This is a genomic window from Sphingobium sp. YR768 (assembly GCF_900111125.1).
Classification (GTDB): Bacteria; Pseudomonadota; Alphaproteobacteria; order Sphingomonadales; family Sphingomonadaceae; genus Sphingobium.
Genome location: NZ_FOGE01000029.1, coordinates 1 through 14,234 on the forward strand (window position 1 = coordinate 1; position 14,234 = coordinate 14,234).

The following is a 14,234-nucleotide window of genomic DNA, read 5'->3' on the forward strand; positions in this document are numbered from 1 at the left end:
AGCAACATGGCGCCGCATCGGATCGCTGCTCGATGCTTTCAGTCCCGCAGAATGCCGCAAATATCTCATCAATTCCGGATACGGATCAATCTGATATCATCCGACTCTAGATTATGCTGACTTTGTTTCGATCCGCGCCTTCATTGCGAACCCAGCAAGGCAATCCATGAACGCCAAAATGGATTGCTTCGCTGCGCTCGCTATGACGATTTACGGTGTTGGCATCCCGCTCTAGCGCCCGGCTATGGCGATCATCACCGCACCATGGGCGGGCACGCTGTAGCTGGCGGGAAGGGTGGCGGTTTTTGCGCCCGACCAGATATCGTCGACCCCCGATACGCTCGCGAAGCCGGCATCGGCGGCGGTCAGCGCCAGCGATGCGGCCTGTGTCCCGCGATTGAACAGGGCCAGGGCGACGCGGCCGTCGGCCAGCGGCTTGGTCCAGATTTCCAGATCGCCCTGCTTGCGGATCGCCCTACCCTGAACTCCGCGCGCGTCCTGATCGATGGCGATGACGCGGCGGTTGGTCAGCATCGCCAACGTTTCCGGACTGGTTTCGCGCAGGTCATGGCCCATCATCAGCGGCGCGGCGGCCATGGCCCACAGGGTCATGTGGGTGCGATATTCGTCCGCGCTCATCCCGCCATTGCCGATTTCCAGCATGTCGGGATCGTTCCAGCCATGCGGGCCGGCATGGTCGGGATTGCCATTCTTGTCGAAGCCGATCTTCGCCATGGTCGGATAATCGTCGGTAATGTCGCCCGTCGTGCGCCACAACTGGCCGCCCACGTCCCGGCCCCAGCTTCCCACGTCGAAGCGGCCATATTCGCAGAGCGAGAAGATCATGTCCCGCCCGGTCGCCTGAAGCGCCGCGCCCATTTCATGATAGCTGCGCTTGACCGTGTCGGCATCGGCATAGAACCATTCGCCCGAACAAAGATCATATTTTAGATAGTCGAAGCCCCAGTCGGCGAAGCTCTTCGCATCCTGCGCGACATGGCCATAGCTGCCCTCATAGCCGGCGCAGGTGCGTGGCCCCTGCGAGGAGTAAATGCCGATCTTCAGCCCCTTGCTGTGAACATAATCGGTCAGGGCCTTCATGTCCGGGAACTTGGCATTGGGGTGCAGCACGCCCTTGGTGTCGCGCTGGCCCTGCCAGCCGTCATCGATATTGATATAGGTGTAGCCCGCATCGCGCAGGCCGGTCGACACCATCGCATCGGCCATGGCGCGCACGGTCTTGTCATCGATATGTTCGGCGAATTTGTTCCAGCTGCTCCAGCCCATGGGCGGGGTGGCGGCCAATTGGCTGGGGATGGGCTGGCCGAGCGGCGGCAACGCGGCGAACTGGAAGGCGCGAGCCTTGGCGTCCTTCGTGGCGCCACGATAGCCGTCTATCGCGACCTTGCTCTCCCAGATTTGCCCTTCCAGATGCGGTTTGCCGTCGGTCAGGCTGACGCTCCAGCTGCGCGTGGGGTGATCGCGATCATTGATGTTGCGCGCTTCGAACAGCAATTTGCCGTCGGCGATGCGGGGATTGTGCATCTCGACCGGGCCGTACCAGAGCGTCGTCACGCTGCCTTCGATCTTTGCACCCTTGCTCTTCACCTCCATCATGGTGACGCCGGGGGTGGGCGGCGCATCGTCGAACAGCCAGATGCCGTCGAACGGCGTCTTTGCAGCGGCGGAGGAGGCAAGGCTGAGGATGGCGGCGAGGGTGGCGAACAGGGCGCGCGACATCGCGATCTCCTTTCGGATCAATGGGGACTAAAAGAGGGAAGGATGCGCCGCCGTCAGGCGGTGGCGGCATCCCGTCGGGCGTCGCTGCGGCTACGGCTGTAGAGAAAGTAGAAGAGCAAGCCGATCACGTTCCAGGCGCCGAAGCGCACCAGCGTCGCATTGGGCAAGCTGAACAGCAGATAGGCGCAGCCCAGGATCGTCAGCGTGCCGACGACATAGGGCTGTGGGCAGCGGAACAGGCGTGGCAGTTCGGGCGACCGGCGGCGCAGGATCATCAGGCAGGCGCCCACCGCCATGAAGGCGATCAGCGTGCCGGCATTGGCCAGCTCTGCGATTTCATCGAGCCGGAAGATGCCGGCGACCAGCGCGATCGATACGCCGGTAATCAGCGTGATGCGGGTGGGCGCGCCAGTGCGCGGGCTGATCTTGGCCAGGCTGCGCGGCAGCAGGCCGTCGCGCGCCATGACGAAGAAGACGCGACTCTGGCCATACATCATCACCAGGATGACCGAGGGCAGGGCAATGACGGCGGCAAGCGCGATTAGATGCGCGGCGACCGGCTGGCCCAACTGACGCAGGACGAGGGCAAGCGGTTCGGGCGAGTTGGCGAGCTGCTGGAAAGGCAGGGCGCCGATCGCGGCGATGGCGACCGCCATGTAGATAAGCGTGCAGACCAGCATCGATCCAATGATGCCGATGGTGAGGTCGCGGCCCGGATTCTTGGCTTCCTCCGCCGAGGTGGCCACGGCGTCGAAGCCGTAAAAGGCGAAGAAGACGATGGCAGCGGCGGCCATCACACCGCGTTTCTGCCCTTCGATTTCCGTGCTGGCGAAGCCATAGGGCATGAAGGGTTCAAGATTGGTCGAGTGGAAGGCGGGCAGCGCGATCGCGACGAAGATCGACAGGGCGACCAGTTTGATGATGACGAGGATGATATTGAGCGTCGCGCTTTCGCGGGTGCCGGCGATCAGCATGCCCATCACGGCGAGTGCGACTGCCACGGCGGGCAGGTTGATGAGGCCGCCGCCATGCGGCCCGACCAGCAGCATGGCGGGGAGATGAATGCCCGCCGATTGCAGCCAGCCCACCAGATAGCCCGACCAGCCGACCGCCACGGTCGAACAGGCGAGCGAATATTCCAGGATCAGGCTCCAGCCGACGACCCAGGCGATGATTTCGCCCATCGCCGCGTAGCTGAACGTATAGGCGCTGCCTGCCGCCGGAATCAGCGTCGCCATTTCGGCATAGGCGAGCGCGGCGCAGGCACAGACCGCGCCGGCAATGGCGAAGGCGAGGATGACGGCGGGACCGGCGCGTTCGGCACCCACGCCGGTCAGCGTATAGATGCCGGTGCCCACGATCGCGCCGACGCCCAGCGCGATCAGATGCGGCCAGCTTAACGTCTTGGCCAGACTATGCCCGGACTCGCGCCTTGCGAGTGACTCGATGGATTTGCGTGGTCCGAGCATGAATTCCCCTTTTTTAGCGGATCACTGAGTATGGCTGGCGGCGAAATGCGCGCGAAGATCGTCGAGCGTGCTGGCGATATGTTGGGTCAGTAGTGCCTGAACCGTGTCGGCATTGCCCGCGAGCCAGGCGTCGAGCAGGGCCTGATGCTCCTCATGCGCGCGATCGCCGCGTCCCGCCGGGGCGAGATGGGCCAGCACATAACGTTCGGCGAGCACTTCGAGGCGTTCGACCAACTGGGTGGTCAGCAGCCGACCGCCCGGCCGCACCAGCGCGACATGGAATTCGCGATTGCGCACGGCGACGTCGTTCAGATTGTCATGCGCTGCCGCATCCAGTCGTTCGAAGGCCTTGATCGCTGCCTGTTTGTCCTCGTCCGTTGCGCGGCCGCAGGAGAAGGCGGCGGCAACCGGTTCGGTGGCGAGGCGCAACAGGTAGATTTCCTCCGCCTGGTCGGCCGACATGGGCCGCACGAACCAGCCGCGATTGGCCTGGCTGGTCAGCAATCCTTCATGTTCCAGCCGCGCCAGTGCTTCACGCAAAGGGATCTTGCTGACGCCTAGTTCGGCGGCCAGCGCATCCTGACGGACAGGCTCGCGATCAGGCAATTTCCCTTCGACGATCCGTTCCCGGATCACCTCGAATATGCGTTCGGCAAGGGTGCGGACGACAATGGTCACCTATATCTCTCCATATAGAGCGCTGCGACGCGGGACAAATGCGTCGCGAAGCGAACGTATATGGTAGATAATCGCCTATTGCACTGCAAAAGCACGGTTGTTGTAAGTCTGTCCAATATTGTCATCGCAACGCGCAGCGACCGGCGAGCCGGTTGCCATTGCGTGGAGGGATGAAAATCTATCATTGTCGGACCGAACCTGGTGCGCTATCTGCTCTGTTGATATAACGTATACGATATTAACAGGCCGATGCAATGGAGTTTTTGTGGGGCGCATAGCAATAATCGGTGGCGGCGTGGTGGGGCTTTCCACTGGCATCGACCTGCTCGACGCCGGGCAGGCGGTGGTGCTGATCGATGATGATGAAGGCGGGCAGGCGGCGTCATGGGGCAATGCCGGTCATATTGCGGTTGAGCAGGTTGCGCCGCTGGCGTCGCTGTCGCTGTTGCGCAGCGTGCCGGGCCGGCTGTTCGCACGGGGCGGGGCGCTGGACTTTCCCTTGTCGGCGATGGGGGCCTGGCTGCCCTTCGGCCTGCGGTTGATGGCGGCGGCGCGGCCTGCGCGCTTCCGTCATGGCAGCGATGTGCTGCGCGGATTGCTGGCACAGGCGATGCCGGCCTGGACCGATCTGGCGACGCGGATCGGCGCGCCGTATATGGTGCGGCAGGAAGGCCATTATATCGTCTGGCATGATGCCGATGCCGCAGCGGCCGGACGGGCGGGCTGGGAGGCGGCCGATACCGGCACAGCCCGAATACATGATGTGCCGGAAGCGCAATTGGCCGGACTGTCGCAACTGGGCGCGCAGCCGATCGCGGGAGCGATCCGCTTTTCGGGGAGTGGGCAGATTGCCGATCTGGCGCTGCTGCGTCAGGCCTTGCGCACCGCCTTCCTGGCGCAGGGCGGTGAAATTGTCGGGCGGCGGGCGACCATGCGTCGATCGGGGCGGCGGATCGAGGTGCCGGGTGTGGAGGCGGATCGCATTCTGGTCTGTGCCGGTGTCCGATCCCGCGCGTTGATGGAGGCGGTGGGGCACAAGGTGCCGATGATCGCCGAGCGCGGCTATCATATTCGCGCCGATGCCACCGACTGGCCGGACGGTCTGCCGCCGGTCGTCTATGAAGAGCGATCAATGATCGTTACCCGCTATCGCAACAGCGTGCAGGCGGCGAGTTTCGTGGAACTGGGCCGCGTCGATGCGTCAGCCGATCCACGCAAATGGGAGAGACTGGAACGGCATGTCGCCGAACTGGGCCTGCCGATCAGGAGTCCGTTCACGCGCTGGATGGGTTGTCGCCCCACGCTGCCCGACTATCTGCCCGCGATCGGGCAGTCGCAAAAGGTGGACAATCTCTTCTACGCTTTCGGGCACCAGCATCTGGGGCTGACCTTGGCGCCGATCACCGCGCGGTTGATGACGGCGCTGATGACGGAAGCGAAACCGGCCGTGCCGGTCGCGCCGTTCGACCTGACCCGCTATGCGGGGAACGGATGACGGGTCAGTCCGGATAGCCCGCCCGGATGAGAAGATGGCGGGCTTGCTTGAGGTGTGGTGCGTCGACCATGCGGCCATCGACCTGAAGCGCGCCTGCGCCCGGTGCTGCTGCGAAGGCCGTGACGATGCGTCGGGCCTGAGCGATCTGATCCGCATCGGGCGTGAAGGCGGCGTTGATGATCGCTATCTGATCAGGATGGATCGCCATCATGGCTGTGAAGCCGTCGCGGGCCGCACGGCGCGCATAGGCGTCGAGGCCATTTAGATCACGCAATGCGGGATAGACGGTTTCTATCGCGGCAACGCTGGCAGCATGAGCGCCGAACAGGGTGAGCGACCGGACCATTTCATAGGGTGGGGTATAGCGCCCATCCTCCTCCCGACTGGAGGTGGCGCCGATCGCTGCGGGAAGATCTTCCGCGCCCCAGGTGAGGCCGATGAGGTGGGCATTAGCTTGGGCATAGCTGCCCAACTGGAATATCGCCGCTGGCGTTTCGGTCGCGATCGGCAGGATGGGCGCGTCTATTCGCGATGCGGCTAGGCGTTCGGCCAGCCTGTGCACGCTGGCGGCGCCTTCCGCCTTGGGCAGAAGGATGGCGTCCGGCGACAGCCCGGCTAGCGCGGCCCGGTCCTGTTCTTCCAGCAGGGTGTCGAGCGAATTGATCCGCACGAACAACCGCACGTCGCCGCGAGGCGCGCGCAGCCGCTCTACCACCGCGGCCCGTGCGGCCGCCTTTGCCGATGCCGCGACAGAATCTTCCAGATCGAGGATCAGCGCGTCGGCGCCGCTGGCCGCCGCCTTGTCGAACCGGTCGGGCCGGTCGCCCGGCACGAAGAGCAGCGAGCGCAGCCTCATGCGCGCGATCCCTTGAGCAGGGCCATGCGCAGGCATTGGCAGACGACCTCGTCCCGCTGGTTGCGGAGGTGATGCGCGAAGGTGACGATGCCCGATCCCGGTCGCGATCGACTGTCGCGCAGGTCGTGGACCTGCGTCTCGGCGCGTAGCGTGTCGCCGAGAAAGACCGGCTTGGGCATCGCGAGCTTGTCATAGCCAAGATTGGCGATCAGCGTGCCGAGCGTCGTATCCGCTATGGTCAGCCCGATCATCAGCGAGAAGGTGAAGGTGCCGTTGACGAGTATTTGTCCGAATTCGGAGGCTCTGGCGGCTTCGGCGTCGATATGCAGCGGTTGGGGATTATGGGTCATGACCGAGAAGAGCAGATTGTCCGTTTCCGTCACCGTGCGGCGGATATCATGGACGATCGCATCGCCGATCTTCCATTCGTCATAATGCCGCCCGGCCATCAGTCTTCTCCCCGTTCGATCCGCACCAGCAATGTGCCTTCGGACACTTGTGCGCCGGTTGCCGCCTTGAGATCCGCGACGATGCCGTCGAACGGGGCGAGCAACGCCTGATCCATCTTCATCGCCTCCATCACCAGCAGTTTCTGGCCTTTTTCGACCCGCTGCCCCCGTTCGACCAACACGGCGATGATGCGGCCGGGCATGGGGGAGAGAATGGCGCCGTCGCCTGCATCGGCGCCATCGACAGGATCGGCGCGCCGGAGGCCGAAGGGCCAGGCTTCCCCGTCGAGGAACAGGACGCCATGGGCGGTCGCGGTGGGGCGGTCGCTGGCGGGCGTCACGATATAGGGCTTGCCTGCCACCTCCACTTCGACCTGCCGGGAGGGGGCGGCGTTGGCGCGGAAGCCGCGCAGACTGTCCCATGGATCGCCGGTCGAAACGGGCAGGATGGCGGCGGCGGCGCTGGCGAGCACCGAGGGCGACGGATCGGGCGCGGGGATCAGTTGCCCGGCGTGCCGATCGATGAAGCCGGTGTCGACATGACCCGCCACAAAGTCACGATGGGCGGCGGCGCGTGACAGAAACGCGGCGTTGGTGCGTACCGGCCAGACCTGCACATCGCAGGCGGCCCGCGCCAGCCGGGCGGCAGCTTCGCCGCGCGTTGCGCCATGCACGATCAGCTTGGCGATCATGGGGTCATAATAGGGGGTGACTTCGCCGCCTTCCTCGACCCCGCTGTCGACTCGAGCATTGGCGGGAAAGCGCAACCGTTCGAGCGGGCCGGTCGAGGGCAGGAAGCCGGTGGAAGGATTTTCGGCATAGAGTCGCGCCTCCATCGCCCAGCCATTGATCGACAGTTCTTCCTGTCGCCGGGGCAAGGGCTGCCCGCTGGCGACCCGCAACTGCCATTCGACCAGATCCTGTCCGGTGATGGCCTCCGTCACCGGATGTTCGACCTGAAGCCGGGTGTTCATTTCCATGAACCAGATACGATCGGCCCGCAGCCCTTCCGATCCATCGGCGATGAACTCGATCGTGCCGGCGCCGACATAGTCGACGGCGCGGGCGGCGCGGACCGCTGCGTCGCAGAGGGCCGCGCGCGTCGGGGCATCCATGCCGGGAGCGGGCGCTTCCTCGATCACCTTCTGATGGCGGCGTTGCAGCGAACAGTCGCGTTCGAAGAGATGGACGACCGATCCGTGGCTGTCGCCAAAGACCTGCACCTCAATATGTCGGGGCGAGAGGATATATTTTTCGATCAGGACGCGGTCGTCGCCGAAAGACGCCGCCGCCTCCCGCTTGCAGCTTTCCAGCAGGTCGGCAAAGTCGGTGGCGGCATCGACCCGGCGCATGCCCTTGCCGCCGCCGCCGGCCACGGCCTTGATCAGGACGGGATAGCCGATGGCGTCCGCTTCCGATCGCAGTTGGTCGGGCGACTGGTCGGCGCCCAGATATCCGGGGGTGACGGGGACGCCGGCGGCGATCATGCGCTGCTTTGCGGCGTCCTTCAGGCCCATGGCGCGAATGCTGGCGGGCGGGGCGCCGACCCAGATCAGGCCCGCCGCCATGACGGCTTCGGCAAAATCGGCATTTTCCGACAGAAATCCGTAGCCCGGATGGATGGCAGCGGCGCCGCTGGTCCGTGCCGCATCGATCAGCCGGTCCTGGCGCAGATAGCTGTCGGCGGCCGACGCGCCGCCAATGGCGATCGCTTCGTTAGCTTCGCGCACGAAGGGCATCGTCGCATCGACATCGGAATGGACCGCGATGGTGCGGATGCCCATGCGTCGGGCTGTCCGGATGATGCGGCGGGCAATCTCGCCCCGGTTGGCGATCAGCAGGCTTTCGATCATGGCGGGTGCGCTATCCATCGATCACATCCGGAACAGGCCGAATTTCGGCGTCTGAGGAATGGGCGCGTTCAGCGTCGCGGAGAAAGCGAGGCCCAGAATGTCGCGGGTCTGTGCGGGGTCTATTATGCCATCGTCCCATAGACGCGCGGTGGCATGATAGGGATTGCCTTCATCCTCATATTTCTGGCGGATCGGCGCCTTGAAGGCCTCCGCTTCCTCCGCGCTCCAAGTCGCGGCGTCGCGATGCACGGTCGCCAGCACGCTGGCAGCCTGTTCGCCACCCATCACCGAAATCCGGGCATTGGGCCATGTGAAGAGGAAGCGGGGGGAATAGGCGCGACCGCACATGCCGTAATTGCCCGCGCCAAAGCTGCCGCCGATCAGCACGGTGATCTTGGGCACGGAGGCGGTGGCGACGGCGGTGACGAGCTTGGCGCCATTTTTGGCGATGCCTTCGGCTTCATATTTGCCGCCGACCATGAAGCCCGAGATATTCTGGAGGAACAGCAGCGGCACCCGGCGCTGGCAGGCCAGTTCGATGAAATGCGCGCCCTTTAGCGCGCTTTCGGAGAAAAGGACGCCATTATTGGCGAGAATCGCCACTGGCATGCCCCAGATGCGGGCGAAGCCACAAACCAGAGTCGTGCCGTAGAGCGGTTTGAAGGCGTGAAATTCGGACCCGTCGACGATGCGGGCGATCACGTCATGGACATCATAGGGCGCCCGGACATCCTGCGGGATGATGCCGTAAAGCTCCTGTGGATCGTGCAGCGGGGGGCGGGGAGCGGTGATGTCGATATCGGCCGCCTTGGGCCGGTTGAGGGTCGCTACGATATCGCGCACGATCAGCAGCGCATGTTCGTCATCGTCGGCGACATGATCGACCACGCCGGACTTGCGGGCATGGGTGTCCGCGCCGCCCAGTTCCTCCGCCGAGATGATTTCGCCGGTGGCCGCCTGCACCAGCGGCGGCCCGGCGAGGAAGATCGTGCCCTGATTGCGGACGATCACCGTTTCATCTGACATGGCCGGGACATAGGCGCCACCGGCGGTGCAACTGCCCATGACGCAGGCGATCTGCGCTATGCCTTCTGCCGACATTTGCGCCTGATTGAAGAAGATGCGGCCAAAATGATCGCGATCGGGGAAGACTTCGGCCTGATGGGGCAGGTTCGCGCCACCGGAATCCACCAGATAGATGCAGGGCAGCCGGTTTTCGCGGGCGATTTCCTGCGCACGCAGATGCTTCTTTACCGTCATCGGGAAATAGGCGCCGCCCTTCACCGTCGGATCATTGGCCGCGATCATGCATTCGCGTCCGGCAACCCGGCCGATGCCCGCGATCATCCCGGCGCCCGGCGCTCCGTCCTGTCCGTCCGCAGCGCCATACATGCCGTTGGCCGCCAGCGCGCCGACCTCCAGAAAGGGAGAGGCGGGATCGAGCAGGCGTTCGATCCGGTCGCGCGGCAACAGTTTCCCGCGTGCGACATGCCGGGCCCGATGCTGTTCCGAACCGCCCAGCGCGCTGGTGGCTATCCTGTCCCGCAGGTCGTGGGCCAGCGCGCGATTATGGGTGGCATTGGCGGCGAAGCCGTCCGACGCGGTGTCGACCGCACTGCGCAGCCGGGTCATGACGCGGCCTGTAGTGCGCGGGCGCCATCATCGCCGACCAGTTCACGGCCGATCAGCATGCGGCGGATTTCGTTGGTGCCCGCGCCGATGTCGAGCAGCTTGGCGTCGCGCCAATAGCGTTCGACCGGCCAGTCCTTCGTATAGCCCGCGCCGCCCAGCGCCTGTATCGCTTCGCCAGCGACCTTTACGGCATTTTCCGAAGCGAGCAGGATGCAGCCGGCCGCGTCGAAGCGGGTCGTCTGCCCGGCGTCACAGGCGCGGGCGACGGCATAGGCATAAGCGCGCGAACTGTTGAGCGCGACATAGATGTCGGCGACCTTCGCCTGCATCAGTTGGAAGTCGCCGATCGGCCGGCCAAATTGGCGACGTTCGCGGACATAGGGCAGCACGACGTCCAGGCAAGCCTGCATGATGCCGATCTGGATGCCCGACAGCACCACCCGTTCATAGTCGAGGCCCGACATCAGCACTTTGACGCCGCCGTCGAGCGGGCCCATCACCTGGCTGTCCGCCACGAAACAGTCGTTGAAGACCAGTTCCGCCGTGGGCGATCCGCGCATCCCGACCTTGTCGATCTTCTGCCCGATCGAGAAGCCCGCAAAGCCCTTTTCGATCAAGAAGGCGGTGATGCCGCGCGATCCGGCATCCGGGCTGGTACGGGCATAGACCACCAGCGTGTCGGCATAAGGAGCGTTGGTAATCCAATATTTGGTGCCGTTCAGGCGAAAGCCGCCATCGACCCGGTCCGCCCGCAGCTTCATCGACACGACGTCCGATCCCGCACCGGCTTCCGACATGGCGAGGCTGCCGACATGCTCACCTGAAATCAGACCGGGCAAATAGCGGGCCTTTTGTTCGGGATTGGCCCATCGGCGAATCTGGTTCACGCACAGATTGGAATGGGCGCCATAGCTGAGGCCGATGGAGGCGGACGCACGGCTGACCTCCTCACAGGCGACAAGATGTTCGAGATAGCCCAGGCCCAGGCCGCCATCCTCTTGATCCACGGTGATGCCGTGCAGGCCGAGTGCGCCCATTTCCGGCCAGAGTTCGCGCGGGAAACTGTCCTTTGCATCAATGTCGGCGGCCAACGGGGCGATCCGGTCCTGCGCGAAGCGCCGGGTGGCGTCACGGATCATGTCCGCCATTTCGCCCAGGGCGAAGTCGAGTTCAGCCATCATCCTCTCCAACATGGTCTGAACGCATTTTTACGGCGGTCGGGCCCCTTTGGAAAATTGAAAGATGCAGGGGAACGGCATAGAGGCTGTCTATGATGGATGCGGTCGGTGATCGTCCGGTGCATAGGGCGGCAATGCCAGCGCGGACCGCAATCGCATATTGGGCCCATAGTATCGCGTGCAAAGGATATTTCATGATTGGTGGATCGAGCGTCGAGGCCGAACTGGGCCGGATGCAACCCTGGGCCGATCGCGCCGCGCCGATCGCGGTGGCGGAGCGGCTGGACCGGCTGGTGCGGGCGCAGGCGCTGACTGATGGGATCGGCGCGCAGGCGTTGCTGGTCAATGCCGGGGCGTCGCTGCGCTATTTTTCGGCGGTGCCATGGGGGCAGAGCGAGCGGCTGGTCGCGATGCTGCTGGTGCCGGGGCGTGACCCGATCATCATCTGCCCGCATTTCGAGATCGGGACGCTGGAGGCGGATCTGGCGATCGGCGCCGATATCCGGTCCTGGCAGGAGGATGAAGATCCGGTCGCGCTGGTGATCGACGCACTGTCGGAGGCCGGCGTGCGGACGGTGGCGGTGGACCCGGAATTGCCCTTCCACTTTGCCGAGCGGTTGCGGCAAGGGACGAGCGCCAAGCTGGTCGATGCCACGCCGGTCGTCAGCGGTTGCCGCATGGTCAAGTCAGCCGCAGAGCTGGCGTTGATGCAACAGGCCAAGGCGATGACGTTGCAGGTGCATGCCGCCGCAGCCCGCATATTGCGCCCCGGCATAAGAGCGAGCGAAGTGACGCGCTTCATCGATGAGGCGCATCGTCGGCTGGGGGCGAAGGGCTCCAGCTTCTGCATCGTGCAGTTCGGCGAGGCGACCGCCTATCCCCATGGCCTGCCGGGAGATCGGGCGCTGGAGGAGGGGCAGTTGGTGTTGATCGACACGGGCTGCACGATCGAGGGCTATCATTCGGACATTACCCGCACTTATGCCTTCGGCGCGGTGGACGATCAGGCGCGCGATATCTGGGCGCTGGAGAAGGAAGCGCAGCAGGCGGCTTTCGATGCCGTCGTGCCCGGCGCGCCCTGCGAGAGCGTGGACGCTGCGGCGCGGGCGGTGCTGGAAAAGGCGGGGCTGGGGCCGGATTATCGTCTGCCGGGCCTGCCGCACCGCACCGGCCATGGCATCGGCCTGTCGATTCATGAACCGGCCTATCTGGTGCGCGGGGACAAGACCCCGCTGCAACCGGGCATGTGTTTTTCCAACGAGCCGATGATCGTCGTGCCGCAGCGCTTCGGCATCCGGCTGGAAGATCATTTTTACGTGACCGAAGCGGGGGCGCAGTGGTTCACCCAGCCGCAGGTGGCGATCGATCGGCCTTTTGCAGAATAATTACCGAATATCGGGACGCAGCATCCGTTGCGCGCTGATATTGACCACCAGAACCATCGCGCCAATCGCCGCCGCGACCAGACCGATGCGCAAATAGGCGTCGAGGATGATCGCGCGGTCGCCGCCATTGGCGCCGCCGCCCATCGCCTCGATCACCGAGGCGATCACGCCGGCACTGAAATTGCCTGCCGCCGTCGCCAGGAACCATGTGCCCATCAGGAAGCTGAGCATATGGCGCGGGGCGAAGCGCGACATCGCCGAAAGGCCGACGGGCGACAGGCACATTTCGCCAATCGCATGGCAGAGGAAAAGCAGGAAGATGAAGGCGAGCGGCACCTTCTGATCCACCGGCACCCACTGCGCCAGCGCCATCAGCACGAAGCCCCCGCCGACCATGATGATGCCGAAGGCGAAGCTGCTGATCGGCGTGGGCATCCGGTTCGCCCTTGCGAGGCGCAGCCAGAGCGCGGCGAAGGGCAAAGCGATCAGGCAGACGAAGAAGGGCGGCAGTGCCTGAAAGACCGAGGCCGGGACTTCATGGCCCAGGATCATGCGGTTCACATGATGGTCGATGAAGAGGCTGAGCGAGGAGCCGCTCTGTTCGTACAGGCCCCAGAAGACGGGCTGGATGACGATGAGGGCTAGTGCGTAGAGCAGCTTGCTGCGGTCTTCGCCCGCCAGTCGGGCGAGGGCGATCCAGACCAGCAGCAGGCCGATCGCTATACCGCCGACGGCCAGCAGGGTGCCGGTCAGTCTGGGCGATATCAGCAGCAGCCAGCTGAGCAGGGTCAGCGGCAGGGTGAGACCATAGATCATCCATTCGCGCTTCACGCCGAAGACGGGCTGGGTGAGCGCGGCTGGATCGGGCGCTTCGCCGCCGCCCAGCAGATGGCGCTTGCCGCGCGCGAAGACGATGACGCCCGCGATCATACCGATCGCCGCCGCGCCGAAGCCATAGCCCCAGCCCAAAGTCTCGCCCAGAACGCCACAGATGACGGGGCCGATCGCGCCGCCCAGATTGATGCCCATGTAGAAGAGGGTGTAGGCGCTGTCCCGGCGGGGATCATGGGCGGCGTAGAGCTTGCCCACCAGCGCGGAGATATTGGCCTTGAGGAAACCGGTGCCGACCACGATCAGCGACAGGCCGATCCAGAAGACGCCCTGTGCCGAGGCGCCGAGGGCATCCTCCAGTCCGAGGGTGATATGGCCGCTGGCGATCACCAGCCCACCGAACAGCACAGCTTTGCGCTGGCCCAGCCACCGGTCGGCGAGATAGCCGCCGATCATGGGCGAGAGGAAGACCAGCGCCAGATAAGAGCCGTACAGCAGGCCCGACTGCTCGCCCGAATAGAGGAAATGGCGCGTCAGATAGAAGATGAGCAGCGCGCGCATGCCGTAGAAGGAGAAACGCTCCCACAATTCGGTGAAGAAGAGAACGTAGAGACCCTTGGGATGGCCCCAGAGCATTTCGGCTTCCGGCTGGGTGATCGTCATATTCG

At 64.5% G+C, this 14,234-nt stretch carries 11 protein-coding genes; 2 read left to right on the top strand and 9 right to left on the bottom strand.

Translation table 11 applies throughout. From position 1 onward, the window contains the following. Positions 1-231 precede the first annotated feature (231 nt). The 3 genes from BMX92_RS21830 to BMX92_RS21840 are packed head-to-tail and all read right to left on the bottom strand — an operon-like array spanning position 232 to position 3,887. On the bottom strand, positions 232-1,740 hold the full coding sequence (locus tag BMX92_RS21830) for a glycoside hydrolase family 27 protein (protein ID WP_093020555.1): 1,509 nt from the start codon (positions 1,738-1,740) through the stop codon (positions 232-234). A 53-nt stretch (positions 1,741-1,793) separates the two neighbouring features. Further along, positions 1,794-3,209 carry an amino acid permease gene (locus tag BMX92_RS21835; protein WP_093020497.1) on the bottom strand — a complete coding sequence of 472 codons (1,416 nt, stop codon included), beginning with the start codon at positions 3,207-3,209 and terminating at the stop codon, positions 1,794-1,796. Positions 3,210-3,230: 21 nt separating this feature from the next. Then, positions 3,231-3,887 (bottom strand): GntR family transcriptional regulator, encoded by a 657-nt coding sequence (locus tag BMX92_RS21840; protein ID WP_093020499.1) that lies wholly within the window; start codon positions 3,885-3,887, stop codon positions 3,231-3,233. 265 nt (positions 3,888-4,152) lie between these two features. Between BMX92_RS21840 and BMX92_RS21845 the strand changes: the two genes are divergently transcribed. After that, on the top strand, positions 4,153-5,382 hold the full coding sequence (locus tag BMX92_RS21845) for an NAD(P)/FAD-dependent oxidoreductase (RefSeq protein WP_093020501.1): 1,230 nt from the start codon (positions 4,153-4,155) through the stop codon (positions 5,380-5,382). A 4-nt stretch (positions 5,383-5,386) separates the two neighbouring features. On the opposite strand, the gene BMX92_RS21850 is transcribed toward BMX92_RS21845, so the two are convergent. Genes BMX92_RS21850 through BMX92_RS21870 form a run of 5 tightly spaced genes read right to left on the bottom strand, consistent with a single transcriptional unit; the run spans position 5,387 to position 11,350 of the window. Continuing rightward, on the bottom strand, positions 5,387-6,238 hold the full coding sequence (locus tag BMX92_RS21850) for an HpcH/HpaI aldolase/citrate lyase family protein (protein WP_093020503.1): 852 nt from the start codon (positions 6,236-6,238) through the stop codon (positions 5,387-5,389). Continuing rightward, the gene (locus BMX92_RS21855) at positions 6,235-6,687 is read right to left on the bottom strand and encodes a MaoC family dehydratase (protein WP_093020505.1); all 453 of its coding nucleotides are present in this window, start codon (positions 6,685-6,687) and stop codon (positions 6,235-6,237) included. Before BMX92_RS21855 ends, BMX92_RS21850 begins: the two co-directional genes overlap by 4 nt. Further along, on the bottom strand, positions 6,687-8,540 hold the full coding sequence (locus tag BMX92_RS21860; protein ID WP_093020557.1) for an acetyl/propionyl/methylcrotonyl-CoA carboxylase subunit alpha: 1,854 nt from the start codon (positions 8,538-8,540) through the stop codon (positions 6,687-6,689). Before BMX92_RS21860 ends, BMX92_RS21855 begins: the two co-directional genes overlap by 1 nt. 21 nt (positions 8,541-8,561) lie before the next feature. Then, the gene (locus BMX92_RS21865; RefSeq protein WP_093020507.1) at positions 8,562-10,172 is read right to left on the bottom strand and encodes a carboxyl transferase domain-containing protein; all 1,611 of its coding nucleotides are present in this window, start codon (positions 10,170-10,172) and stop codon (positions 8,562-8,564) included. Beyond that, complete coding sequence (locus BMX92_RS21870; protein WP_093020559.1) at positions 10,169-11,350, bottom strand: acyl-CoA dehydrogenase family protein; 1,182 nt, start codon at positions 11,348-11,350, stop codon at positions 10,169-10,171. Before BMX92_RS21870 ends, BMX92_RS21865 begins: the two co-directional genes overlap by 4 nt. A gap of 194 nt (positions 11,351-11,544) precedes the next feature. Between BMX92_RS21870 and BMX92_RS21875 the strand changes: the two genes are divergently transcribed. After that, positions 11,545-12,735 (top strand): M24 family metallopeptidase, encoded by a 1,191-nt coding sequence (locus tag BMX92_RS21875; protein WP_093020561.1) that lies wholly within the window; start codon positions 11,545-11,547, stop codon positions 12,733-12,735. On the opposite strand, the gene BMX92_RS21880 is transcribed toward BMX92_RS21875, so the two are convergent. Then, positions 12,736-14,229, bottom strand: a complete 1,494-nt coding sequence (locus BMX92_RS21880; protein ID WP_093020509.1) for a peptide MFS transporter — start codon at positions 14,227-14,229, stop codon at positions 12,736-12,738. Between the last annotated feature and the right edge of the window lie 5 nt (positions 14,230-14,234).

Coding starts and splice junctions, on each gene's coding strand:
- BMX92_RS21830 (WP_093020555.1), bottom strand. CDS start 1,740: ATGTCGCGCGCCCTGTTCGCCACCCTCGCCGCCATCCTCAGCCTTGCC.
- BMX92_RS21835 (WP_093020497.1), bottom strand. CDS start 3,209: ATGCTCGGACCACGCAAATCCATCGAGTCACTCGCAAGGCGCGAGTCC.
- BMX92_RS21850 (WP_093020503.1), bottom strand. CDS start 6,238: ATGAGGCTGCGCTCGCTGCTCTTCGTGCCGGGCGACCGGCCCGACCGG.
- BMX92_RS21855 (WP_093020505.1), bottom strand. CDS start 6,687: ATGGCCGGGCGGCATTATGACGAATGGAAGATCGGCGATGCGATCGTC.
- BMX92_RS21860 (WP_093020557.1), bottom strand. CDS start 8,540: ATGATCGAAAGCCTGCTGATCGCCAACCGGGGCGAGATTGCCCGCCGC.
- BMX92_RS21865 (WP_093020507.1), bottom strand. CDS start 10,172: ATGACCCGGCTGCGCAGTGCGGTCGACACCGCGTCGGACGGCTTCGCC.
- BMX92_RS21870 (WP_093020559.1), bottom strand. CDS start 11,350: ATGGCTGAACTCGACTTCGCCCTGGGCGAAATGGCGGACATGATCCGT.
- BMX92_RS21875 (WP_093020561.1), top strand. CDS start 11,545: ATGATTGGTGGATCGAGCGTCGAGGCCGAACTGGGCCGGATGCAACCC.
- BMX92_RS21880 (WP_093020509.1), bottom strand. CDS start 14,229: ATGACGATCACCCAGCCGGAAGCCGAAATGCTCTGGGGCCATCCCAAG.